Origin of the sequence: Murimonas intestini (assembly GCF_024622195.1) — a bacterium.
In the GTDB taxonomy this organism is placed as follows: Bacteria; Bacillota; Clostridia; order Lachnospirales; family Lachnospiraceae; genus Murimonas; species Murimonas intestini.
This window is the reverse complement of the sequence record NZ_JANKBI010000001.1, coordinates 403551-427151: the sequence shown is the minus strand read 5'-3', so window position 1 is coordinate 427151 and position 23601 is coordinate 403551. Positions and strand designations below refer to the sequence as shown.

Annotated in this window: 22 protein-coding genes and 1 pseudogene; 19 read left to right on the top strand and 4 right to left on the bottom strand. The window is 45.4% G+C overall.

Annotated features, from left to right (window positions below; genetic code table 11):
- Positions 1-40: 40 nt before the first annotated feature.
- The 10 genes from NSB28_RS02020 to rlmH all read left to right on the top strand — a co-directional run bounded on the left by NSB28_RS02020 (position 41) and on the right by rlmH (position 11192).
- Positions 41-1402 carry a hemolysin family protein gene (locus tag NSB28_RS02020; RefSeq protein WP_109624445.1) on the top strand — a complete coding sequence of 454 codons (1362 nt, stop codon included), beginning with the start codon at positions 41-43 and terminating at the stop codon, positions 1400-1402.
- Between the two features lie 40 nt (positions 1403-1442).
- Positions 1443-2171, top strand: coding sequence for a YebC/PmpR family DNA-binding transcriptional regulator (locus tag NSB28_RS02015; RefSeq protein ID WP_109624446.1), 729 nt, complete (start codon positions 1443-1445; stop codon positions 2169-2171).
- A 33-nt stretch (positions 2172-2204) separates the two neighbouring features.
- Positions 2205-2975, top strand: a complete 771-nt coding sequence (locus NSB28_RS02010) for a CFI-box-CTERM domain-containing protein (protein ID WP_109624447.1) — start codon at positions 2205-2207, stop codon at positions 2973-2975.
- Positions 2976-3131: 156 nt separating this feature from the next.
- On the top strand, positions 3132-3878 hold the full coding sequence (locus NSB28_RS02005; protein WP_243134648.1) for a ClpP family protease: 747 nt from the start codon (positions 3132-3134) through the stop codon (positions 3876-3878).
- Positions 3879-4061: 183 nt separating this feature from the next.
- Complete coding sequence (locus tag NSB28_RS02000) at positions 4062-4940, top strand: undecaprenyl-diphosphate phosphatase (protein ID WP_109624449.1); 879 nt, start codon at positions 4062-4064, stop codon at positions 4938-4940.
- A 14-nt stretch (positions 4941-4954) separates the two neighbouring features.
- Positions 4955-7924, top strand: coding sequence for an FtsK/SpoIIIE family DNA translocase (locus NSB28_RS01995; protein WP_109624450.1), 2970 nt, complete (start codon positions 4955-4957; stop codon positions 7922-7924).
- Positions 7925-8037: 113 nt separating this feature from the next.
- Positions 8038-8928, top strand: coding sequence for a sulfide/dihydroorotate dehydrogenase-like FAD/NAD-binding protein (locus NSB28_RS01990; RefSeq protein ID WP_109624451.1), 891 nt, complete (start codon positions 8038-8040; stop codon positions 8926-8928).
- Positions 8928-10319, top strand: coding sequence for an NADPH-dependent glutamate synthase (gene gltA, locus NSB28_RS01985; RefSeq protein ID WP_109624452.1), 1392 nt, complete (start codon positions 8928-8930; stop codon positions 10317-10319). The genes NSB28_RS01990 and gltA overlap by 1 nt, the downstream gene beginning before the upstream one ends.
- Positions 10320-10407: 88 nt before the next feature.
- Positions 10408-10716, top strand: a complete 309-nt coding sequence (locus tag NSB28_RS01980; RefSeq protein ID WP_109624453.1) for a Dabb family protein — start codon at positions 10408-10410, stop codon at positions 10714-10716.
- Positions 10713-11192, top strand: a complete 480-nt coding sequence (gene rlmH, locus NSB28_RS01975; RefSeq protein ID WP_109624454.1) for a 23S rRNA (pseudouridine(1915)-N(3))-methyltransferase RlmH — start codon at positions 10713-10715, stop codon at positions 11190-11192. The genes NSB28_RS01980 and rlmH overlap by 4 nt, the downstream gene beginning before the upstream one ends.
- Before the next feature lies 1 nt (position 11193).
- On the opposite strand, the gene NSB28_RS01970 is transcribed toward rlmH, so the two are convergent.
- Positions 11194-11385, bottom strand: coding sequence for a hypothetical protein (locus NSB28_RS01970; RefSeq protein WP_109624455.1), 192 nt, complete (start codon positions 11383-11385; stop codon positions 11194-11196).
- Positions 11386-11615: 230 nt separating this feature from the next.
- On the opposite strand from NSB28_RS01970, the gene NSB28_RS01965 reads away from it, so the two are divergent.
- Positions 11616-12506, top strand: a complete 891-nt coding sequence (locus tag NSB28_RS01965; RefSeq protein WP_257497398.1) for an AraC family transcriptional regulator — start codon at positions 11616-11618, stop codon at positions 12504-12506.
- 24 nt (positions 12507-12530) lie between these two features.
- Here the strand turns inward: NSB28_RS01965 and secD are convergent, their stop codons facing one another.
- Both secD and NSB28_RS01955 read right to left on the bottom strand, forming a co-directional pair.
- Positions 12531-14702, bottom strand: a complete 2172-nt coding sequence (gene secD / locus NSB28_RS01960) for a protein translocase subunit SecD (protein ID WP_109624457.1) — start codon at positions 14700-14702, stop codon at positions 12531-12533.
- A 47-nt stretch (positions 14703-14749) separates the two neighbouring features.
- Positions 14750-15169, bottom strand: a complete 420-nt coding sequence (locus tag NSB28_RS01955) for a hypothetical protein (RefSeq protein ID WP_109624458.1) — start codon at positions 15167-15169, stop codon at positions 14750-14752.
- Between the two features lie 216 nt (positions 15170-15385).
- On the opposite strand from NSB28_RS01955, the gene NSB28_RS01950 reads away from it, so the two are divergent.
- The 6 genes from NSB28_RS01950 to NSB28_RS01925 all read left to right on the top strand — a co-directional run bounded on the left by NSB28_RS01950 (position 15386) and on the right by NSB28_RS01925 (position 22020).
- The gene (locus NSB28_RS01950; protein ID WP_109624459.1) at positions 15386-16225 is read left to right on the top strand and encodes a GNAT family N-acetyltransferase; all 840 of its coding nucleotides are present in this window, start codon (positions 15386-15388) and stop codon (positions 16223-16225) included.
- Between the two features lie 4 nt (positions 16226-16229).
- Positions 16230-17567: an MATE family efflux transporter gene (locus tag NSB28_RS01945; protein ID WP_109624460.1), complete on the top strand. Its 1338-nt coding sequence runs from the start codon at positions 16230-16232 to the stop codon at positions 17565-17567.
- A 152-nt stretch (positions 17568-17719) separates the two neighbouring features.
- On the top strand, positions 17720-19414 hold the full coding sequence (locus NSB28_RS01940) for an AAA family ATPase (RefSeq protein ID WP_109624461.1): 1695 nt from the start codon (positions 17720-17722) through the stop codon (positions 19412-19414).
- Positions 19415-19594: 180 nt separating this feature from the next.
- Entirely contained in the window at positions 19595-20956 is a 1362-nt protein-coding gene (locus NSB28_RS01935) for an MATE family efflux transporter (RefSeq protein ID WP_109624462.1), read from the top strand.
- 46 nt (positions 20957-21002) lie between these two features.
- Complete coding sequence (locus NSB28_RS01930) at positions 21003-21440, top strand: GNAT family N-acetyltransferase (protein ID WP_257497397.1); 438 nt, start codon at positions 21003-21005, stop codon at positions 21438-21440.
- Positions 21441-21549: 109 nt separating this feature from the next.
- A complete protein-coding gene (locus tag NSB28_RS01925) occupies positions 21550-22020 on the top strand; it encodes an NADH-quinone oxidoreductase subunit NuoE family protein (protein WP_109624464.1) in 471 nt (156 codons plus the stop codon).
- 71 nt (positions 22021-22091) lie between these two features.
- Here NSB28_RS01925 and NSB28_RS01920 read toward each other — a convergent pair whose 3' ends face one another.
- Positions 22092-22481 carry a desulfoferrodoxin family protein gene (locus NSB28_RS01920; RefSeq protein WP_109624465.1) on the bottom strand — a complete coding sequence of 130 codons (390 nt, stop codon included), beginning with the start codon at positions 22479-22481 and terminating at the stop codon, positions 22092-22094.
- Between the two features lie 213 nt (positions 22482-22694).
- Between NSB28_RS01920 and NSB28_RS24940 the strand changes: the two are divergent.
- Positions 22695-22784, top strand: a pseudogene (locus NSB28_RS24940) (kinase to dihydroxyacetone kinase); the annotation flags it as partial.
- Positions 22785-22959: 175 nt separating this feature from the next.
- Positions 22960-23592 (top strand): ABC transporter permease, encoded by a 633-nt coding sequence (locus NSB28_RS01910; protein ID WP_109624466.1) that lies wholly within the window; start codon positions 22960-22962, stop codon positions 23590-23592.
- Positions 23593-23601 lie beyond the last annotated feature (9 nt).

Here is a 23601-nt window from a genome sequence, read left to right as displayed (position 1 = left end):
TATTTTGTATATTATGGAATAGTGAGGAGTTTTTTTACGAATGGATGGTAGCGGGAGTCCCTGGCTGGGATTCATTATATTTCTGGCGTTTGTCATAGTGGATGCGATCCTCTATGGATTCGGCGCGGCAATACAGTCAATTGGAGACAGTGATATAGAAAAAAGAAAAAAAGAAGGGGATCTGAAAAAGGCCTGCAGTGTTGAAGCATATAAAAGCAGTCCTGAGCATCTGATCAATACGATACAGGTAGCTGCCACAATGCTGTGTATGCTGACAGGCAGCGTGGCGGTACAGATGGTCTTCGTGAAATGGCATTCGTTTTTCGAGATGCTGGGTGCAGGTATCCACCTGCGCGGCACCTTGCTACATATTCTGACAGCGGTGCTTGTGATTTTTGTTTTTCTTTTTCTTATGTATGCATTTGGAATCCATCTGCCGAAGATCTTGGGAAGCTATCATGCCGGAAGCTGGGCGTTCGCACTGGTGGGGCCTGTCAGGTTTTTAGAGAGGCTGCTCTCACCGCTCACCTGGGTGCTTGTATCTATGGTACACTGCATCACAAGGATGTTTGGGATAGATCCTTTAAGCCTGAATGAGGACGTGACGGAGGAGGAGATCATCTCCATGGTCAATGAAGGCCATGAACAGGGTGTGCTGGAAGAGAGCGAGGCGGAGATGATCAATAATATTTTTGAGCTGGGTGATAAAGAGGCTCAGGATATTATGACGCACAGAAAGAATATCGTGGCGGTTGACGCCAGGATGAACCTGCGTGAAGCTCTGGGCTTTATGCTGGACGGGAATAATTCCAGATTTCCCGTCTATGAAGAGAATATTGATAATATTGTGGGCATCCTTCATCTGAAGGATGCTATGAAATGCCATACAAAATATAAGTATGATGAATGGATGATCAAAGACATCCCAAACCTGATCAGAGCGGCTGTATTTATTCCTGAGACAAGAAATATCACCCAGCTGTTCACAAGCATGCAGATGAAAAAGCTGCAGATGGTCATGGTGGCGGATGAGTACGGCCAGACGGCAGGCCTCATCGCTCTGGAGGATATTCTTGAAGAGATAGTGGGGAATATACAGGATGAGTATGATGAGGATGAAAATCTCATAGAAAAGGTTGCCGATGATGTATTTATAATGGATGGAATGGCTCCGCTCGAAGACGTGGAGGAGACCCTTGATATAGAGTTTGAAGAAGAGGATTTTGAGACGCTTAATGGTTTTTTAATAGCCAAGCTGGATAAAATACCTTCGGAGGACGAGCATTCTGTCATAGAATCGGAAGGCTATGCCTTCCAGATATTATCTGTTGCCCGCAGAATGATACAAAAGGTGAGGGTGACAAAACTTCCCGCAGATACAGGGGAAGATATAAAAGAATAGGAAATACTGGAAAACACAGGATAGAAAAGGAGTATAAAATATGTCTGGACATTCAAAATTCGCAAATATCAAGCACAAAAAAGAGAAAAATGATGCGGCAAAGGGAAAGATATTTACTATCATCGGCCGTGAACTGGCAGTGGCAGTAAAAGAAGGAGGGGCAGATCCTGACAACAACAGCAGGCTCCGTGACGTTATCGCAAAGGCAAAGGCAAATAACATGCCAAATGACACTATAGACAGAGGCATTAAAAAGGCTGCCGGGGATGCAGGATCCGTGAATTATGAGTATGTATCATATGAGGGCTATGGCCCAAGTGGGATCGCTATAATCGTGGATGCTCTGACAGATAATAAGAACCGTACTGCCGCAAATGTGAGAAGTGCATTTACAAAGGGGAGCGGAAGCATTGGTACTCAGGGCTGCGTATCTTATATGTTTGATAAAAAAGGACAGATCATTATTGATAAAGAAGAGTGTGAGATGGATGCTGACGATCTGATGATGCTGGCGCTGGATGCGGGAGCAGAAGACTTTTCTGAGGAAGAGGACAGCTATGAGGTGATAACAGATCCGGACGATTTTTCAGTTGTGAGGGAGGCTCTGGAAAAGGCCGGCATTCCCATGGCTGAAGCAGAGGTAACCATGATTCCCCAGAATTATGTGGAGCTGACAGATGAAAATGCTGTAAAGAACCTGCAGAGGACACTTGACCTGTTGGATGAAGATGATGATGTACAGAATGTATATCACAACTGGGATGAATAATAGTAACTGAGACATCCGATAGGGAGGAAGCGTATGAATTTTTATACAGTAGGTATTGAAGGCATGCCCCGGCTGCTGCTGGAAATAGAAGCACCCATGGAGAATTTCAGGAAGAATACATATGAGGGAGCATTTAAGAAATACTATGAGAAAAACCTCGTGACCTATGACGCGATTGAAAATGGATATCTGTCCGTGATAGATAAGGAACAGTTTCTAGAAAACATGGCGAATGCCCTTGTGGATGCCGCAGGGGATAAGGTATACGGCCTTCCGAAAAAAAGCCAGCAGGAAAAGCTGCTGGTAGATTACAATATCAGTATGGCAGTCTATGTGCTGCCGGCCGTACTGGAATTTAAAGGGGAATCTTCTGAGAAGCTGGCGGATAAGCTGGTCAAAGCGTGGAAGAAAAAGTTTCCCAAGACAAATATCCAGGCTTCCGAATACGAGAATATTGAAAAAGGCTTCCACAAAAAATGGTGCTATATCACTACAGCAGTCTGTGAAAGCTTTGGAAAGCCGGATGACTGCTATGAACTGACGCTGCTGCGCAATTACAGGGACAATTTCCTGATGGGCCAGCCGGACGGGGAAGCTGTGATCAAGGAATATTATGACGTGGCCCCCACTATTGTAAAGCATATCAATAAGCGTAAAAACCATGATGAAATATACAAGGATGTCTGGAATGAATATCTCAGGCCGTGTATCCAAATGATTGAAGAAAACGAGAACAGCAGATGCAAGGATCTTTATATCAGGATGGTCAGGGAATTAAAGGAAAAATATTTTTACTTAAACTAGAATTAGCAGAATGATTCATACAAATGAGGAACCTGTCACATCAAGAGGGATGTTGAGGTTCCTTTTTTGTTCTGTACCCTGGTTTAGAATCAGATATTTCAGGGCATGATAAGGAAAAAAAGTAAAGGAGCCTTTAAAATGTCTGATATGAAAAGAATGATCCTGGAAGAAGACTATGAAGCAGCCAGGGATGATAATAAGGAAAATGCCGCGCAGGAAAAAGAAAAAAAGGAAGAACAGAGAGAGGAGATCAGGGAATTCGGACAGCTTTCGCTTAACCATAAGATACACCTCTTAAGTGTGATAGGAGAGATAGAGGGACATGAGTGCCTTTCCTCGAATGCCAAGACAACAAAGTACGAACATGTGCTGCCGCAGCTGGCTGCAATTGAGGACAGCAATGAAGTGGAAGGTCTGCTGGTGCTGCTCAATACAGTAGGCGGTGACGTGGAAGCAGGCCTGGCCATCGCTGAGATGATCGCATCCCTCAGCAAACCCACCGTCTCACTCGTGCTGGGAGGCAGCCACTCCATAGGGGGACCTATTGCAGTCTCCACAGACTATTCTTATATTGTCAAGACAGGGACAATGGTGATCCATCCTGTGAGGATGAATGGAATGGTGATAGGGGCGCCCCAGACTTATGATTATTTTAAGCAGATGCAGGACAGGATCCTCGGCTTTATGGCAGATCACAGCAGGGCCAACAGAGAGCGCCTGGAGGAGCTTATGCTGAACACCGGCATGCTCACAAAAGACCTGGGGACGATCCTGGTAGGAGATGATGCTGTGCGGGAAGGGCTTATCAACGAAGTAGGGGGAATAAAAGAAGCCCTTGGGAAACTTAACAGCATGATAATAGAGAATAAGAGCAGGAAAAATAAAGGGACAGACGAAGAATAGAAGAGCGATCCAAAGGGCGGAGAGCGCCTGCGCATACAGAACAGACAATAGCAGATATTGTCGAAAGAAGAAACCTTTCCTCAGAAAAGATTTGTATATCTCGAATGAGTGTGCTATAATGTTGAGAGATATCAGGTATTTTAACAGTTTTCGGCTTTCATGCCGGAAACGAGGAGGGAAGGCATGTCAGTTTTACAGTCCATATTTTTAGGCATCGTGCAGGGAATAACGGAATTCCTGCCAGTGAGCAGTTCCGGACACCTTGCCATATTACAGAATATTTTTAATATCAACACAGAAGGCGGACTTTTATTTGATGTCATGCTCCATGTGGGTACATTAATTGCAGTATGTGTAGTATATTGGAAGGATCTGTGGAGGATGATCCGTGAGGCAGTCTGGATCTGCGCCGATCTTTTCCACAATCTGAAGACCTGGCTGAATAACCGCAAATATGACCAGGCTCTGAGATACAGAAAGATAGTAAAGAATAATTACAGAAAATTTGTTGTGCTTGTCATCCTGTCTACTATCCCAACAGGGATAATAGGGTATGTTGGCAGGCATCTTGTCAGTGTCGCCGGTGCGACATTGATAGTTCCAGGTGTATGCCTTATACTGACAGGTGTGCTTCTGATAGTGGCAGACATATCGGAAGACGGCCATAAGGTGCCAAAGGACGTGAGTTATTCCAATGGCTTCATAATTGGTATATGCCAGGGTATCTCTACGCTTCCGGGCCTTTCACGCTCAGGGACCACGATCGCTGCCTGCATTATGAGCGGATTTGACAGGAAGTTTGCTGTCAAATACTCATTCATCATGTCTATTCCTGCCATTTTAGGTGCGGCAGTGCTGGAACTGAAGGATATAGGCAGTGAGGCTGTCACCCCGGGACTGGTGGGGACTTATTTTGCCGGTGCTGTGGCTGCCGGCCTTGTAGGGTATGTCTGCATTAAGACTATGCTTGTAGTAGTCCGTAAAAAGAAATTTAAAGGTTTTGCAATTTACTGCTTTATAATAGGCATTATGGCAATTGCAGGACATTTCATCATTTATTAAGGGGAGATTCATTGATGGCTGTAGAAGCAAAGGGGAATAATAGTACAGCGAGAAAAACAGCAACGAAAACAGCAGAAAAGAAGGCACCAACATCGAAGAAGACAACAGCAGCGAAAAGCAGCGCAGGCAGGAAGAGTCAGACAGGAACGAGAAAGGCAGCCGCTTCAAACAGGGGGAGGAAGCCGGCGGCCAAAAAAGATACCATGTTAAGGGACGAGATCCTGTTATGGGTAGTTCTGGCAGCGTCTATTATCATTCTGATAAGCAATTTTGGTTTCGGCGGGTTTGCAGGAGATGCAATCAGTGATTTTTGTTTTGGACTGTTTGGATTTGTAGCATATCTGCTGCCGTTCGTATTATTTTTCACGGTGGCTTTTGCATTGTCGAATAAAGGAAACAGAATCGCCTGGCTGAAGACAGGCGCTGTTTTTTTGTTGCTCATAAGCTGCAGTGCGATTTTTGAGCTGATAGTGAATAAGTTTGACGGTACCAGAAAGATCATGGACTTCTATAACATGAGTTCACAGTACAAGACAGGCGGAGGGCTTATAGGAGGCCTTCTGTGCAAGGCTTTCTGCCCGGCTCTCGGCTTGGTGGGGGCATATGTCATACTGGTGGTCCTTGCGCTGATCTCAGTGGTGCTGATCACAGAGCGTTCGCTGTTTGCAAAGATGCACACAAGTACAACAAAAGTTTATGACAGTGCGAAAAAGGATGCTGCCAGAAGGAAAGAAAAAGCAGCGATCCGCAGGGAAGAGGCTGAGCTTAAAAGACAAAAAAGGCTGGAAGAAGACCGTATACGTCTGGAACAGGAAAAAGCGAATTTTGAAAAATTCCAGGAGCTGCGCCTTGATAAAAAGGTCACAGGCGTCATTCTTGATACATCTATAAAAGACGGAGGAAGGAAGAAAGAGGATCTCCATGAAGTCGGGGCGCCTTCGTCAGGGGCAAAGATCGAAGAATTCCCGGTTCAGGAGGGTGGTCCGTCTATACCTGATATTTTCGGCATTTATAAGGCAGAAGAGATCATGAAGAAAAAGGGCACAAAGAAGGTGCGGGATTTCCAGACAAAGGCCTCATCAGTAAAGGTGCCTGATGAACTGAGAGGTGAACTTGACTGGCAGGAGGAGACAGACAGCTCCATGGACCTGGCAGCAATAGCTTCAGAGATAAAGATAGAGGGTCTGGGGGGAAGCGCGGAGGACTCAGCGTATTCAGCCCCCCAGCCTGATGAACAGCCGCCTTTGTTTGAAGAACCAGCATTTAAAGAACCGGCATATAAAGAACCAGTTTTTAAAGATCCTGTCTCAGAGGAGGGTATATTTGCTGAACCTTTATCTGAAGGGCCTGCAGGCGGCGGGAAAGCGGCACGGACAGATGCCGCAGAGACTGGGGCAGTTTCAGAAATGAAGAATCCCAGGAGGGAGAAGGCAAACCCGAAATCATCCAGGGCGGAGCAGGAAGCAGAGCTTGCCAGTGTGGAGGCGGAGATCCTGGAGAGTGAGCAGGAAGTAAAACCTGAATATGTATTCCCGCCCATTGATCTGCTGAAAAAGCCAAGACGCACAAAAGGCAGCAATATAGAGCGTGAACTCAGGGAGACTGCTGTGAAGCTGCAGCAGACGCTCCATAACTTCGGAGTGAATGTGACAGTGTCAAATGTCAGCTGCGGTCCGGCAGTGACGCGCTATGAGCTGACGCCTGAGCAGGGCGTTAAGGTAAGCCGCATCGTGAATCTGGCTGATGACATCAAACTGAATCTGGCTGCAGCAGACATACGTATAGAGGCGCCTATCCCGGGCAAGGCAGCCGTGGGCATAGAAGTGCCAAACCACGAAAATACTGCTGTTCCCCTCAGAGAACTTCTGGATACTGATGAATTTAAGAATTTTCCGTCCAGCCTGGCCTTTGCGGTGGGCAAGGATATCGGAGGAAAAGTTGTGGTTACAGATATTGCCAAGATGCCCCATCTGCTCATAGCAGGCGCCACAGGCTCTGGAAAATCTGTATGTATCAATACAATCATCATGAGTATTCTGTATAAGGCGGATCCTGAGGATGTTAAGCTTATTATGATCGACCCGAAGGTGGTGGAGCTGAGTGTCTATAACGGAATCCCTCATCTTTTCATACCGGTAGTCACAGATCCTAAGAAAGCAGCGGGAGCGCTGAACTGGGGAGTGGCGGAGATGACAGAACGCTATCAGAAGTTCGCAGAATATAATGTAAGGGATCTGAAGGGGTATAATGCGAAGATCGAAGCAATAAAGGATATAGAGGACGAAAACAAACCAAAGAAGCTGCCACAGATCGTTATAATTGTAGACGAGCTTGCAGACCTGATGATGGTGGCGCCGGGGGAGGTGGAGGATTCTATCTGCCGTCTGGCCCAGTTGGCAAGGGCAGCAGGCATACACCTGATCATTGCTACCCAGAGGCCGTCTGTAAATGTCATCACAGGGCTTATCAAAGCAAATATGCCTTCCAGGATAGCTTTTTCAGTATCCTCAGGCGTGGATTCCAGGACGATCATAGATATGAATGGAGCTGAGAAGCTTCTGGGCAAGGGCGATATGCTTTTCTATCCCCAGGGGTACCAGAAACCTGCCAGAGTGCAGGGAGCATTTGTAAGCGATTCAGAGGTTGGTGCCGTAGTGGAATTCCTGACCCAGAAAAATGATATAACAGCGTACAGCAGAGAGATCGAGGAGCAGATCAGTAAAGTCCAGCAGGCAGCGGACCAGACCGGGGGAAGCTCTGAGGTAGACGCATATTTTGCGGAAGCAGGTAAATTCATTATAGAGAAAGACAAGGCGTCTATCGGCATGCTCCAGAGAGTATTCAAAATAGGCTTCAACAGGGCCGCCAGAATTATGGACCAGCTCTCTGACGCAGGGGTAGTGGGACCGGAAGAGGGGACAAAGCCCAGGAAGGTGCTTATGTCTCAGGAAGAGTTTGAACAGTATATCGAAGAATACGTCTGATTAGTTATGCAGCTTAAAAACCTATTGAAATTTCAGATAGTTTGTCTTATACTAATAAGCAAGCTTAAAGATTGAAATAACTGAAATATCTTACAAATAGCAGGAGGAAAGCCATGTACAAGATCAAGAAAGCCGAAAAGCTGACCGGTCCTAATTACCTTATGGTAGTGGAAGCACCGAGGATAGCAAAGCATTGTCTCCCGGGACAATTCATCATCGCAAAGGAGGATGAAAAGGGAGAAAGGATTCCATTGACAATCTGTGATTACGACAGGGAGGAGGGAACGATCACCATCGTATTCCAGCCAATTGGAGCATCCACAGAAAAGTTTACGAGATTAAAAGCAGGAGATTCCTTCAGAGACTTTGTAGGTCCGCTGGGAAAACCATCTGAGCTGTGTACAGATGACCTGGAAGAAGTGAAGAAGAAAAAAATTCTCTTTGTGGCAGGCGGAGTAGGCGCTGCCCCGGTATATCCACAGGTTAAGTGGCTTCACGAGCATGGCATTGAAGCAGATGTCATCATCGGAGGGCGTACAAAGGAGCTGATCCTTCTTGAAGACGAGATGAAGGCAGTGGCTGGAAATGTATATATTACAACAGACGACGGTTCTTACGGCAGGACAGGCGTGGTAACAAAAGTGATAGAGGACCTTGTCCAGAATGAAGGAAAATCATATGATCTCTGTGTTGCCATCGGTCCTATGATCATGATGAAATTCACCTGCATGACAACAAAGAAGCTGAATATCCCGACAGTCGTCAGCATGAACCCGATCATGGTAGACGGGACAGGAATGTGCGGCGCATGCCGTCTGACAGTAGGGGATGAGGTGAAGTTCGCCTGTGTGGACGGACCGGAATTTGATGGACATCTTATCGACTTCGATGCAGCGATGAAGAGGCAGATGATGTATAAGACAGAAGAGGGAAGAGCGCTCCTGAAGGTTCGCGAGGGAGACACACATCACGGCGGATGTGGAAATTGCGGAGGTGACGAATAATGGCTGATGTATTAAAAAAGGTTCCGGTAAGGGAGCAGGCGCCAAAGGTGAGAGCTGCAAACTTTGAGGAAGTATGTTTAGGATATAATAAAGAAGAGGCTATGGAAGAGGCAGCGCGCTGCATTAATTGTAAAAATGCAAAATGTGTCGGCGGATGTCCTGTATCCATCAATATACCGGCATTTATCCATGAGGTGAAGGAAGGAAATATTGAAGAGGCTTATAAGATTATTTCAGAGTCAAGCGCACTTCCGGCTATTTGCGGCCGTGTATGTCCTCAGGAGAGCCAGTGTGAAGGAAAATGTATCCGCGGTATTAAAGGCGAGCCTGTATCTATCGGAAAGCTTGAGCGTTTTGTGGCAGACTGGGCAAGAGAAAATGGAATCAAACCTCCGGCGCCTGCAGCAGCAAACGGCCGCAAGGTAGCTGTCATCGGTTCAGGACCTGCAGGCCTTACATGTGCAGGAGATCTGGCAAAGCTTGGATATGATGTCACGATTTTTGAAGCGCTCCATGAGCCGGGCGGTGTGCTTGTCTATGGTATCCCGGAATTCCGTCTTCCGAAGAACAAGGTTGTTGCTGCGGAAGTAGAGAATGTTAAATCTCTGGGCGTCAAGATTGAGACGAATGTCATAATAGGCAAATCTACTACAATAGATGAACTGCTTAATGATGAAGGATTTGAGGCTGTTTTCATCGGTTCCGGAGCAGGACTCCCCATGTTTATGGGAATCCCGGGGGAGAATGCAAACGGTGTGTTCTCTGCCAATGAATATCTGACAAGAAATAACCTGATGAAGGCATTTCTGGATGATTATGATACACCTATCGCAAGAGGCAAAAAAGTGGCGGTTGTCGGCGGCGGAAACGTTGCTATGGATGCTGCCAGAACAGCTCTGCGTCTCGGCGCTGAGGTACATATCGTCTACAGAAGAAGTGAGGCGGAGCTTCCGGCCAGGGTGGAGGAAGTACATCATGCAAAAGAAGAAGGCGTGATCATGGATCTCCTGACAAATCCTGTGGAGATTCTTGTAGATGAGAATGATGCTGTAAAGGGCATGAAATGTGTCCGCATGGAGCTGGGTGAGCCGGATGCTTCAGGAAGAAGGCGTCCTGTGGAGATCCCAGGTTCTGAGTTCGAGATGGAACTGGATACAGTTATCATGTCCTTGGGAACCTCACCGAATCCTCTTATCTCTTCCACAACAATAGGACTTGACATTAATAAACGTAAATGTATCATTGCTGATGAAGAGACAGGAAAAACTTCCAAAGAAGGCGTATATGCAGGCGGAGATGCCGTGACAGGAGCTGCTACAGTAATCCTGGCTATGGGTGCAGGCAAAGCTGCAGCGAAAGGGATCCACGAATTTCTTTCTGATAAAAAATGATATTATAAGCAGGATGCCGTGATTTCATGGCATCCTGTTGTTGAATCTATACACCTGCGTCAATCTGAATTTTAGGAGGAATATAGAAATGGTAAAACATATAGTGTTATGGAAATTTCAGGAACAGCTTGACCCGCAGCAGAGAAAAGAAGCGGGTGAGAAAATGAGAGAGATCCTGGAACCACTGAAAGAAGTGATCCCGGGTGTGATCTCCCTTAGAATTGAAACGGACAGCCTGGATGGCAGCAACAGAGATGTTATGCTGTTTGGGGAGTATGAGTCGGAGGAGGCGCTTAATAATTATGCAGTTCATCCGGCACATGTGGAGGCAGGAAAATATGTCAGGAGCGTGACGTGTGAACGGGCATGCTTTGATTACCAGGTCCGGGAAGGATGAGGATATCAGTTATAGCTGTCGGCAGGATAAAAGAAAAATATTTGACGGAAGCCATAAAAGAGTACAGCAAAAGACTCGGCCGGTACTGCAGGCTGGATATAACAGAGCTGGCTGATGAAAAGACGCCTGATAAGGCCAGCCCCCTGGAGGCAGAGCAGATAAAAGCCAGGGAAGGGGAGCGGATACTCAAAAGCATCCGGGATAATTCTTACGTAATAGCGCTGGCGATCCAGGGCCAGAAAATGACATCTGAAAAATTTGCGGAGATGGTAGAGAAGTTGGGAGTAAACGGAGAAAGCCATCTCACTTTTGTCATAGGCGGGTCCCTGGGGCTGCACGGGGATGTCCTGAAGCGGGCAGCCTGCCTGCTCAGTTTTTCTGATATGACATTCCCGCACCAGCTGATGCGGGTTATTCTGCTTGAACAGATCTACAGGGCATACCGCATCAATTCAAACGAGCCATATCATAAATAATCTAAAAGCTGTTCCGGCTTTTGGGCAGCGGCCCGCCCGTCCGGGCCGTTGAGGCATCAGAAAAGGGTTTTTCATCATATCTGTGATCAGTCTCCAGTAATATCTTATCAAGTTCTTTTTTCGTAACAGTCTCAAATTCACCGGGATAAATGGATTTATACAGTTTTAGCTTTCTAAAAGTTTCGGAATACATGATTTCCCCTCCTTTTCTTTAGTTACTGTTTATTCCGTGACCAGTAACTTTCTTTACTCCAATCATTTTCTGTATTATAATGTAGCTGTAAAGGCGACGAATAATCATAATATAATTATAATGAAATAAAGACCATAATTATATAGTATTATAGCCAGATTATATGATTTTATGGCCAGAAAAGTTATTATTCACGGTCCGCCAAAAGCGCAGGGAAAATGGAGGTACAGATGGAAATCAGAGTCAGGGGGAATCAGCTGGAAGAGATAGAAGGGCTGTATGCAGACTATCCTTATGTGTATCATTATGCGGATTTAAAGGTGACAGATATTCCGTGGCACTGGCATGAGGAGCTTGAATTTGACTATGTGGTAAGCGGGAAGGTAAAGCTTGTCACTGCAAATAAGAGCTGTGAATTTGGGAAAAATGAGGCATTTTTTATCAATAGCAATGTCTTATGTACAATGGAAAATGTCAATGGGAGTGAACCGGCTGTACTTGACTCACATCTGTTTCACCCTATTTTTCTGGGAGGGCATTTTAAAAGCAGATTTTCTACAAAGTACCTGGATCCCGTCCTTCAGAATAAAAACCTGGATATCTTAGAAATCAGGGGTGGGACAGGCAGACAGCGGGAGATCCTGACAAAGCTGAAGCAGGCAGCTTATATGCAGAAAACAGAAGATACAGAGTTTCAGACAAGAAACATATTTTCAGATATCTGGCTGCTTATTCTGGAAGAGATAAAGGAAGTGGAGAGCCGGCAAATGCCTGTAAAGCAGATCAGCCAGGACAGGATACAGACAATGATGTCTTTTATCCAGCAGAATTATCAAAACAAGGTATCTCTTGCGGATATTGCATTATCTGCAGCAGTCAGCAAGCGTGAGTGCCTCAGGTGTTTTCAGCAGTGCATCAGTACAACACCCTATGAATACCTGATGGATTACAGGACCGAGATGGCAGCCAGGCTGTTAAAAACAACAGATGCGCCTGTTACATGGGTGGCTGAACAGACAGGGTTTTCGAACAGCGCTTATTTTGGAAAGATTTTTAAAAAGGCAAAAGGGCTGACACCGGGTGAATACAGAAAAAAGAATACGCAGAGACCGGGCAAGTGATCTCTGCGTATATAACGTACCTGTCTATTTTTTTCTCCTGCTGCGGAATTCTTTCCATGTGACCCAGAGGGGGCCTGCAACACAGACTGATGAATAGCACCCGCTTATAATGCCCACTAAGAGGGGCAGAGAGAAGATGCGTATAGACTCTATGTGGTAAATGACCGAAAATATAAGTACGACTGCAACACACATTGCCGTGGTGCATGCCGTCTTCACTGAACGGCCCAGAGTCTCGGTGATGCTCCTGTCAACGAGTCCGCACAGGCTTTCATTCTTTCCGCGGTTACTTTTACAAAGATTCTCTCTGATCCTGTCATAAAGTACGATAGTATCATTGATAGAGTAGCCTATGATTGTCAGGGTAACCGCAACAAATGCATCATTAACAGGTATTTTAAAGACTCCAAATACAAAAAATACCAGCGCTGCATCGTGCATCAGGGCGATCACAGCTGATACGCCCGCTGACAGGCCTGAAAGCGATTTAAAGCGCACCCAGATATAGGCGATAATGAATAATGAGGACAGAACGATGGCAATAACTGAATTTTTTAATGCTTTTGCACCAATATACGGTTCCACGGCGAAAGTCTCTGACAGCTCATATTTAGTCGTTCCGTTCCTGTTGATCTCATCTGTCACCTGTTTCTGCTCTTCAGGGCTGATGCCTTTGTTGCCGGCCAGGGTCAGGACCAGCTTTTTGTCACCTGTGGCGGTATCCTGTGATGTCTGTACGCTGACAGGGCGTCCCAGAGCCGCGTTTATGCCCTCACTGATCTTGTCTGCGTCAGCATCCCCGGAATAAGTGTATTTGAGTACTACACCTCCTGTGAACTGTGTGTCCAGCTTCACTCCGTTTATTCCTGTCACGGCAGCTCCTGCTATAAGGACACAGGCTGTGAACAGAAAGATCCATTTTCTTTTAGCTGCGAACTGTATCACTCTGCGTTCTTTTTTTCTGCGGAACAGCTTAATATTGTCGAATTTATTATAGCGTATCACGGATTCAAGCATAAATCTGGACATCCATACTCCGGCCAGGAGATTGATAATGACACCTGTCAGAAGTGTATATCCGAAGCTCAGCATTGTGCCTGAGCCAAATATCATTAATATGACAGCGACAGCGGCAGTTGTCAGATTGCCGTCCAGCACAGATGAAAAGGCATGCTGATATCCTTTTTTTACTGCTGCCCGGATACTTGTACCTTCTTTCAGCTCTTCCCCAATCCGTTCACTGATAATAATATTGGCGTCTACAGCCATTCCCACAGAAAGAATGAGTCCGGCTATGCCCGGCAGTGTGAGAGTGTACTGGGGAATGGAGAGCGCCAGTATCTGCAGGCACATCTGGAAGATCAGAGTCAGGCAGCTGATGATCCCGGGAAGACGGTAAATACTGACCATAAAGATAATGACCAGGATTATAGCTGTTACTGATGCCGTGACCATGGTTTTCAGCGCCTGGCTGCCAAGTGTGGGGCTGATGGTATTGTAATTACTAGTCTTCATAGAAAATGGGAGAGCCCCGGAATTAATTTTGTCGGATAGGGCTTTGGCAGCATCGTAGTTTTCCATGCCGTTTATGACAGCCTGGCCTCCTGTGATGACCTGGTTGACTTTAGGATTAGAGATCATAAGCTCATCCATGTAGATGCCCATCTGCTTTCCAACCAGCTCCTGTGTCGCTTTGGCAAAAGCTTCGGCGCCTGTCCTGTCAAACTGGAGGGCAACCTCATACTCGCCGGTATCTCTGTTTCTGGTGACAGAACTGTCAGCTACGTTTTCGCCTTCCACGAGAATATTCCCTTTTGGATCACGGAAGGTGAGCTTTGCCGTCTCGCCCAGCTCTGAGATAGCTGCTTCCGGGTTGAATTCCTTTTCATCTGATTTCCACGGAAACCTTACGATAATGTGGCCTTCGCTTTTGTCCACAGTGACCTCACGGTCTGTGATGTTTTCAGCATCAAGCCTGCTCTCGATGACATTCCGGGCAGCCTCCAGCTGCTTTTCAGAGGGGACTTTGGCTGTGCCGGCAGGCTCGAATACGGCTTCCACGCCGCCCCTGATATCGATCCCAAAACGCATGTCCCGGATTCCCTTGAAATCATCGCCAGCGCCAAAAATGGTAAGCAAAATAAACGCTGCGATCACTGACAGCGCCATCCAGATATGATTTTTTTTATTTTTCAATGTACTGTTCCTCCGTAATATTTACTTTCAAAAATGATCAATATATATCAGAAGAAAACAGCACGTTTTTTGCCATCGGATCTGTGTATGATGCAGACCTGGTTCATAAGGCTGCAGGAAAAAATCAGATAAACAGACAGAAACAGGCACAGGACATCCCTGCCCCTCAGGGACAGAAAATGAAATAAGACAACAAATACAGCCGCAAAAAGCGGATTTTTGATATTTTTCTCTTCCAGGAGGTCTGAGAGCTCCTGGGTGAGTGTCTGGCCCCGCATCAAAACAGAAGGGCTGGAGGGGAAAGAGACAGAGGTGATGCCTGAAACATCCAAGCTGCGGGAAGGCACCTGTACAGCCGCAGAGGTTACGTATTTATCAGACATGTTATTCTGCATGTCTGACTTTATAAAGAAAAGCAGATAAAACATGAGGAATGCTGTTATAAATAACCAGGCTGCTCTTTTCATATAGACCCTCCTTTCTGCGGCATTACATGTACTTGGACACGTATCCATATTCTCCGCACATTATACTTCGTTTTTAAAATATATGCAATTCTTTTATAAGTGAAAGAACGTATATTTGCATTTTGCTTGTCTTAATATGCCGTATGATATATAATTAGAGATACTAATGTGCAGCTTTGGCTGAAGCTGCACAGATAAGAGGAGGAAGAAAATAGTATGGAACTTCAGTACAGGGGAATAACAGAGAAAGATGCAAAAGCCTTAAAAGTACTGCTGCACAGGGATGAGGATAATATAGGTGATTTTCTGGATGCTGTTGAGAATGAAACAGAATTAATAACTGCGGCATATCTTGGCACAGAGCTTGTAGGCGTGATACAGCTGGCTGAGGACATATCCTGCTCGTATCTGGCTATATTTGTAGATCCCGACTGGCGGGGAAGAGGTATTGGGAGCGAAATGCTTGCATATGCCCAGGAGAGGCTTTACAAATTCGGAACAGAGAGCATTATGACATCGTTTAACAGAAATGACGGCGGTGCTTTAAGGTTTGCAAGAAAGCACGGTTTTAACAGAAACTTTTCATCGTCATATATGGAATATACAGGCGGCCGGTTTGAGCTGGAGGAGCTTCCTGTCAGAGGATACAGGGACGATGACTATATAGAAAGCCAGAAACTTATCCAGAAGGCTTTTTATGAGATGAATGTCCGGGTGGGGGATTTTCCGGATGCAAAGATAGAGGAGCCAAATGAAGAGGAACAAAGAGACTGGGCTGAAAATGCCTCCGGCAGGTTTGTCTATACAGAGAACGGGCGTATCGCCGGATTTGGACATATATCAGATAATGAAATAGAAGGGGTGGCGGTGAGGTCTGATCTTCAGGGACAGGGAATCGGAAGGAAGATGACCATGTATCTTTGTAATCAGATTTTTGACCGCGGTTATAATTCTGTCATACTCTGGTGCGTGACGGGAAACTATGCCAGGAAACTTTATGACAGCCTTGGATTCCGTGAAAAGTATACGGCAGAATTTGCCCGGAAGAAGATATAAAACTATGAACAGAAATCTGACAGAAGGAAAAATAGGAAAATCTCTGGTGCTTTTCAGTCTGCCCATGATACTTGGAAATATGCTGCAGCAGCTGTATAATGTGGCGGATACTCTCATTGTAGGAAGAACGGTGGGGGCTGCAGCCCTCTCGGCGGTGGGTTCAAGCTATTCGCTTATGGTGCTGCTGACATCCATTATTATAGGCCTGTGTATGGGCAGCAGTGTAGTTTTTGCCCAGCTGTACGGAGCGCGGCGCATGGATGACCTGAAGACTGGGATCATAAATTCCCTTGTGTTTATCTTTATCGTGGCATTTGTGATCATGGCTGCTTCCTTTCTTCTGCTGGACAGTTTTATAGTCTGGCTGAATGTGCCGGCAGAGGCGGCTGAATTTACCAGAGAATATCTGCGGGTGATCTTTACAGGAATTATGGCGGTCTACGTCTATAATTTTTTTACATCTATATTGAGGAGTATCGGGAATACGGTTGTTCCGCTTATCTTCCTGGCAGTCTCCTCCCTGATGAATATAGCGCTTGATATTATATTTATTGTCTGTTTCCATATGGGAGTCTCAGGCGCTGCCTGGGCAACGGTTATATCCCAGATCTTTTCAGGCGCGGGTATCATGATCTATTTCTTTAAAAAAGCAAGATGGCTTTGCCCTCAGAAGAAGCACCTGCGGTACGATAAGGCGCTGCTGTCATATATAATCAGCAACTCATCGCTTACAGCCATCCAGCAGTCAATCATGAATTTTGGCATCCTCATGGTCCAGGGGCTGGTCAACAGCTTTGGGTTTTATGCCAGTGCCGCGTTTGCAGCTGTTGTAAAGATCGATGCCTTCGCCTACATGCCGGCACAGGATTTCGGCAATGCATTTTCTACATTTATCGCCCAGAATTACGGCGGTAAGAAAGCCGACAGGATACATAAGGGGACAAGGACGGCCTTTGCCATGTCAGTCATTTTCTGTGCGGCTGCGTCAGCGTGTGTCTGCATTTTAGCAGAACCCCTCATGCTGATATTTGTAAAAGCTGAGGAGACAGAGATCATACGGATCGGTGTCCAGTATCTGCGGATAGAAGGGGCTTTTTATGCAGGGATCGGGATACTTTTTCTGCTGTATGGATTTTACCGGGGCCTGGGGCGTGCAGGTATGTCGATCGTTTTGACAGTCATTTCACTGGGGAGCAGGGTGCTGCTGGCATATGTGCTCTCAGCAGTCCCGTCCATCGGTATGGTTGGGATATGGTGGGCAGTGCCTGTAGGTTGGTTTTTGGCGGATTGCTTTGGCATATGGTATTTTATCAGAAATAAGTCAGGGCTGCTTTCATGTTGACGTTTACACAAATTTGTGGAATTATGTATCAATTATAAAAGGAAAATAGCTATATTTAATTAAATATCTATGCTATACTTTTTGCAGTGGAACGATTCTGGAATAAGGATTCTGTAATAAGACAAGATATGTTATTGAGAGGAAGTGGGTACATGCCGTTTAAACCGCTGCCAATAGGTGTGGACGATTTTGAAGAAATGATTGAAAAAGGGTATTATTATGTAGATAAAACCTTATTTATCAAGGAATTGCTGGATATGAAAGGCAAAGTGAATCTATTTACCAGGCCGAGACGGTTTGGCAAGACACTGAACTTAAGCATGCTTAAGTGTTTTTTTGAGATGAACAGCTATCATGCAGAGAAGTTATTTAGCGGACTGGCTATTATAAATGCAGGATATGAATATACAAAGCATATGTCAGGGTATCCGGTGATCAGCCTTTCACTGAAATCTATGAAGCAGGCAAGCTATGAATTATCCTATATTCAGATGAAAAAAATGATTGCAGAGGAATTCCGCAGATTAGATTTTGTGTTAGAGCTTGATAAGCTGACGGAGGCGGAAAAGGTGCGCTTTCGTGCGATCCGTGATGTAGACGGAGCAGACGCAGATTATCTGGATGCACTTAGATTTTTATCTGCCTGTATGATGAAATGTACGGGCAGGAAAACTATCATTCTGATTGATGAATATGATGTACCATTGGAAAATGCATATTTTGGAGGCTTTTATGATGAAATGATTCCTGCAATCCGTTCCTTATTTGAATCTGCACTGAAAACGAATGAAAATTTGGAATTTGCGGTTATCACAGGGTGTCTCAGGATTTCGAAGGAAAGCATTTTTACCGGACTGAATAACTTGAAAACCATTTCTATTACAAATCCGACTTATGCGGAGCATTTTGGTTTTACCCAAAAAGAAGTAGAAGAAATGTTAGAATTTTTCGATAGGATCAATTATGCAGAGACGGTTAAATCCTGGTATAACGGCTATTTCTTTGGGGAAACAGAAGTGTATAATCCTTGGAGCGTGATTAATTATGTGGAGCAGATATGGGCACAGGAGGGGGCACTTCCTCAGCCGTTCTGGTCGAATACCAGCTCCAATAGTATAGTTAGGGCGCTGATAGAAGGCGCAGATTTCCGGGTAAAGCAGGAAGTAGAAGCATTGATTCAAGGGGATAATATAGAAAAGCCTGTCCATGAGGATATCACTTATGATGATATGGAACCGGATAAATCACAGGATAACCTGTGGAATTTTCTGTTTTTCACAGGTTATTTGAAGAAAACCGGGGAGCGCATGGAAAATAATATACGGTATATTTCCATGAGTATCCCAAATGAAGAGGTTCGGTATATTTATATAAACACAGTGTTGTCATGGTTTGAACAAAAAGTAAAAAAGAAAGACTTTTCACAATTTTATAAGAATATGCTGCAGGGGAATGTACCAGAATTTGAAGATGCCATATCACAGATGCTGAGAGAAGGAATCAGCTTTTATGATACGAAGGAATCTTTTTATCATGGATTTATGATGGGCCTGCTGAATGGGATGGAAGATTATTACGCCTATTCAAACAGAGAAGCCGGGGACGGCAGATACGATATTTGCCTCAAGAGCATGGAGGTAAAGAAGCCGGTTGTTATTCTTGAGTTAAAAGTGGCGGCAAGCTATGCAGATATGGAAACGAAAAGCAGACAGGCGATCGAACAGATTGAAATGAAGAATTATGAAGAAGATCTGGTCAGAGATGGGTATACAAAAGTCTTATGCTATGGAATTGCATTCTATAAAAAGAATTGCAGGATAGCTTTGGCCGAAAAGATGATTCAATGATTGATGCTCTGAAAGCGAAAAGAAACAAAGGAAGATCATTGACATTTTTTATAAACAATGATATTGTATATAACTGCAAAAGGGAAATAATAATAGCAGGTCAAAAGACTATAAGTTTTTCTGTTTCTGAGATAAACAGAGGACTTATAGTTTTTTTTCGCAATTGACAAGGAGGTATATATGAGTAAAAATAGTATTGAAGCTATGGGAAGCAGACCGGTTTTGCCCCTGCTGCTTACCATGGCATTTCCGCCTATGATATCTATGCTGATCCAGTCCATGTATAACATCGTTGACAGCATTTTTGTGGCAAAGCTTGGGGAGAGCGCACTGACGGCTGTTTCACTTGCTTTTCCCCTTCAGAATCTGGTGCTCTCTGTAGCCGTGGGGCTGGGAGTGGGCGTCAACGCCCTGATGGCCAAAAACCTAGGAGCGGGTGATGAGAAGGAGGCGGAGAGCGCAGCATTTCATGGTATGGTCTTAACGGCGCTGCATTCGCTGGCGTTTGTTTTCATCGGCCTTTTTCTGACAGGGCCGTTTTTCCGCGTCTTTACCAGCGATGAACAGATTTACAGGATGGGATGTGACTATGCCGTTCTTGTAGTCTCTTTTTCCTTTGGAAGCCTTTTTCATATCACTATAGAAAAGATGTTCCAGGCAACGGGCAACATGATATTCCCCATGCTTATGCAGGCGCTTGGGGCTGTAGTAAATATCATACTGGATCCTATACTGATCTTCGGGCTTCTTGGTTTCCCTGCCCTGGGAGTGACGGGCGCAGCAGTTGCCACGCTCATCGGTCAGTTTACAGCCTGCGGTTTATCGGCCTTCCTTTTCTGGAAGTATGGAAAGATCAGACTGCACCTGAAGGGATTCAGGTTCAGGAAGAAAACAGTTAAAAATATATATTCAATCGCAGCGCCGTCAGGAATGATGAATCTGCTCCCCTCCATCCTGGTGGGCACTTTAAATGGGATTTTGTCAGCAGTATCACCTCTGGCAGTTGCTGTGCTGGGAATTTATTTTAAGCTTCAGACATTTGTATATATGCCCTCCAATGGGCTTGTTCAGGGAATGCGGCCGATCATCAGCTATAATTATGGAGCCGGGAACAAAAAGCGCCTGATCACCACCATAAAGATGTCATGTATCGTGATAGGGCTTGTCATGCTGCTGGGAACGGCAGTCTTTGCCCTCATGCCGGGTATTGTTATGCAGCTGTTCAGTGCCGGGGAGGAGATGGAATCTATGGGTATCCCGGCACTCAGGATCATCAGCGCAGGCTTCCTTATATCTACATTGGGTGTTGTTTTCTCTGGCACCTTTGAAGCTCTGGGACTGGGATTTCACTCTTTGATCATCTCTCTGCTCCGCCAGTTCGTGATCACAGTCCCACTGGCTTTAATACTTATGAAAACAGCAGGGATCATAGGGGTATGGGCTGCATTTCCTATTGCGGAGGCGGTGGCAGCAGCAGTTAGTATATTGTTATTTATGAGTGTATATAGGAATCGCATAAAAACGTTATTGTTCAATCCGTGACCAGTAACAGAAAATGGTCAAAATAGCAACAGAAAGGGAAGATTTCATGGATATTAGAGATATGGTGCGGGAACGCACAGAAGATTATGCAGAGATATATGTCTCTGTATTCAACGGCGCTCCCTGGAATGAAAGCTGGACGAAAGAGAAGGCTGTAAGGCGGATCCAGGATATGATGGAGACAAATACTTTTTCGGGCCTTGCACTCATGGATGGGGAGGAGGTCTGCGGCATGATCTGGGGGCAGAAAGAACAGTTTTATAATGGGATACATTTTCAGATCCAGGAATTCTGTATTCGAAGCGGCTGCCAGGGGAAAGGATACGGCCCCAGGCTGCTTCAGGCATTTACAGACAGGCTGAAGGAGCTGGGGGTTACAAGGATATATCTGCTTACCTGTCCGGGAAAGAGAACAGAGGGCTTTTACCTGTCCCAAGGATTCCACAGATCCGGCTCCACAATAATTATGAGCTGCAGCAACTAGAGATTGTCCGGAAGATCCACCCAGGAATATGATGGCGGTTTTTAGCTAATAATATATATAAAAGTGCGGTAGCTAGTGATTAGCTGCAGGAACAGGAGGAAGTGATCTGATGGACCAGGATCAGTTGATGGAGGATATTGTAGCCGGTTACGGCGATATCAAAGAAAATTATCAGCAGGAGAGGCTGGTGGAGCTGCTGCGTGAGATACAGGAGCTGTATGGCTGTATTCCTGAAGATATACAGAAATATATAGCAGATGAACTGGGCATAAAACAGGTGGTAATAAAAAGCATCCTGAAATATTTTCCAAGCCTGCATTCTGCTAAAAGACATAAGATAACCCTGTGCGTGGGGCCCCGGTGTTCTCAGAAGGAGAGCGGGGAGCTGGCAGAAGCTCTCAGGGAGGAGATCAGGGCGAGAAGGAACAGAAAGGGAGCAGGTTTTTTTACATTTACCACTAAAAACTGTCTGAAACAATGCAGGAATGCTCCGAATCTGAAGATAGATGATAAAATATTTTCAGGAGTAAGGCCGGGTGATATAAGAAAGATATTGAATTCAATAGACGGGGATGACTGAATCCGGCAGTCTGAGTCCCGGAGCAGTCCGGCCGGCCCGCCGCCCTGGCAGCGGCTGGCCCGGATCTGGTATCAGATCTCAGTTTTCCAGAATCCGTGAAGATTACAGTATGCATATGCTGCTTCCGGTTCATCTCCGTCCGTGAGGATAAATTCAGCAGCCGGCTCGTCAGAGGATTTCAGGTTAATTCTCTGGCAGCCTTTTTTAGTTTTCAAATATATCCATTCGATGCTGTGTTCCTCTGACATTGGATGGAATACACTTCCAACCTTTACAGTTACTTTGTTTCCTGACCGTTCCACTACAGGGAGATGTTTTTCGTGTGCGCCTTCTGATGTATTGGCTGAAAGCTCTGTAAGCTCAATACCATCGCAGGAATAACTTGTTTTTCCGCCGTGGATTTCTTCAATAACCACACCGCATTTGCCGCAGGCATAAAACTTTGGTTCTTTTTCTGACATTTCCAATCCCTCCAAATTATAAAAAATATTGATTTGACAATTCCTGTTATATTATTTCGCAAAATCAATATTTCATTCTAAAAAATAATAATGGCCTTAGAGATATCTGATTGATACAATCTGTCCACTGGTATATAATATCCACATGAATATGCCAAAGAACGTGCATATCAGGAAAGGAGAATAAAGATGCTTGAATTTAAATATGATACACAGCTGCTGGAATACTGCGCCTCACTGGGCGAGATCTATGACATTGTGGTAGAAGATATGGAGAGGCAGTCGAAAGGACTGCATGGCTGAACATTTGTTTTCATTTTTTGTGGCATTTCATGGCGAACTATGTTAGAATAGCTGTAACTAATCAGTAGGTCTGTGCATTTACTGCACAGACCGCAAGAAAATGATTAAAGGGTGCAAAAATCCATACGGACTGGCTCTGCAAAACCAGCAGGCATGGATTGGACAAGGAGAAAATATGCAGCCATACATTAATTATTTCAGCAGCCATATGCAGGATTATCTGGGAATGGTGGGGCAGCACCTTCTGCTGAGCTTTATATCAGTAACGCTCGCTGTAGTGATCGGGGTTCCGTTCGGCATCCTGACAACGCGTTCAAAGAAGGCCAGCCGTTTTATAACGACTGTGTTCAGTACGCTGCGGATCATCCCCAGCCTTGCCATACTTGTACTGCTGATCCCTGTGATGGGGATCGGGATGAAGCCAGCGCTTGTAGCGCTGACTGTGCTGGCCATACCGCCTGTGCTGATCAATACAGCCCTGGGCTTTAGGCAGGTGGAGGATTTTATGGTAGAGGTAGCCAGGGCCATGGGTATGGATGAGAGGACAGTATTTTTGAAAGTAAAACTTCCTCTTGCATTTCCATATATCATGACAGGGATCAAAACTGCCGCTTCCGAGATCATCGCTAGCGCTACGCTCGCGGCATATATCGGCAGCGGAGGGCTGGGTGTGCTGATCTACAATGGGATCAGCATGATGAAGACAGAGTATCTGCTGATAGGAGGAGTATCGGTGGCAGTCCTGACCATCGTATGCAACCTGCTGCTGGGCAGCGCTCAGAAGAAGGTACTCAGATACAGGGCATAAAAACAGTAA

Excerpts from the sequence above, each read along its gene's own strand:
- NSB28_RS02020 (WP_109624445.1), top strand. The coding sequence starts at position 41 with ATGGATGGTAGCGGGAGTCCCTGGCTGGGATTCATTATATTTCTGGCG.
- NSB28_RS02015 (WP_109624446.1), top strand. The coding sequence starts at position 1,443 with ATGTCTGGACATTCAAAATTCGCAAATATCAAGCACAAAAAAGAGAAA.
- NSB28_RS02010 (WP_109624447.1), top strand. The coding sequence starts at position 2,205 with ATGAATTTTTATACAGTAGGTATTGAAGGCATGCCCCGGCTGCTGCTG.
- NSB28_RS02005 (WP_243134648.1), top strand. The coding sequence starts at position 3,132 with ATGATCCTGGAAGAAGACTATGAAGCAGCCAGGGATGATAATAAGGAA.
- NSB28_RS02000 (WP_109624449.1), top strand. The coding sequence starts at position 4,062 with ATGTCAGTTTTACAGTCCATATTTTTAGGCATCGTGCAGGGAATAACG.
- NSB28_RS01995 (WP_109624450.1), top strand. The coding sequence starts at position 4,955 with ATGGCTGTAGAAGCAAAGGGGAATAATAGTACAGCGAGAAAAACAGCA.
- NSB28_RS01990 (WP_109624451.1), top strand. The coding sequence starts at position 8,038 with ATGTACAAGATCAAGAAAGCCGAAAAGCTGACCGGTCCTAATTACCTT.
- gltA (WP_109624452.1), top strand. The coding sequence starts at position 8,928 with ATGGCTGATGTATTAAAAAAGGTTCCGGTAAGGGAGCAGGCGCCAAAG.
- NSB28_RS01980 (WP_109624453.1), top strand. The coding sequence starts at position 10,408 with ATGGTAAAACATATAGTGTTATGGAAATTTCAGGAACAGCTTGACCCG.
- rlmH (WP_109624454.1), top strand. The coding sequence starts at position 10,713 with ATGAGGATATCAGTTATAGCTGTCGGCAGGATAAAAGAAAAATATTTG.
- NSB28_RS01970 (WP_109624455.1), bottom strand. The coding sequence starts at position 11,385 with ATGTATTCCGAAACTTTTAGAAAGCTAAAACTGTATAAATCCATTTAT.
- NSB28_RS01965 (WP_257497398.1), top strand. The coding sequence starts at position 11,616 with ATGGAAATCAGAGTCAGGGGGAATCAGCTGGAAGAGATAGAAGGGCTG.
- NSB28_RS01955 (WP_109624458.1), bottom strand. The coding sequence starts at position 15,169 with ATGAAAAGAGCAGCCTGGTTATTTATAACAGCATTCCTCATGTTTTAT.
- NSB28_RS01950 (WP_109624459.1), top strand. The coding sequence starts at position 15,386 with ATGGAACTTCAGTACAGGGGAATAACAGAGAAAGATGCAAAAGCCTTA.
- NSB28_RS01945 (WP_109624460.1), top strand. The coding sequence starts at position 16,230 with ATGAACAGAAATCTGACAGAAGGAAAAATAGGAAAATCTCTGGTGCTT.
- NSB28_RS01940 (WP_109624461.1), top strand. The coding sequence starts at position 17,720 with ATGCCGTTTAAACCGCTGCCAATAGGTGTGGACGATTTTGAAGAAATG.
- NSB28_RS01935 (WP_109624462.1), top strand. The coding sequence starts at position 19,595 with ATGAGTAAAAATAGTATTGAAGCTATGGGAAGCAGACCGGTTTTGCCC.
- NSB28_RS01930 (WP_257497397.1), top strand. The coding sequence starts at position 21,003 with ATGGATATTAGAGATATGGTGCGGGAACGCACAGAAGATTATGCAGAG.
- NSB28_RS01925 (WP_109624464.1), top strand. The coding sequence starts at position 21,550 with ATGGACCAGGATCAGTTGATGGAGGATATTGTAGCCGGTTACGGCGAT.
- NSB28_RS01920 (WP_109624465.1), bottom strand. The coding sequence starts at position 22,481 with ATGTCAGAAAAAGAACCAAAGTTTTATGCCTGCGGCAAATGCGGTGTG.
- NSB28_RS01910 (WP_109624466.1), top strand. The coding sequence starts at position 22,960 with ATGCAGCCATACATTAATTATTTCAGCAGCCATATGCAGGATTATCTG.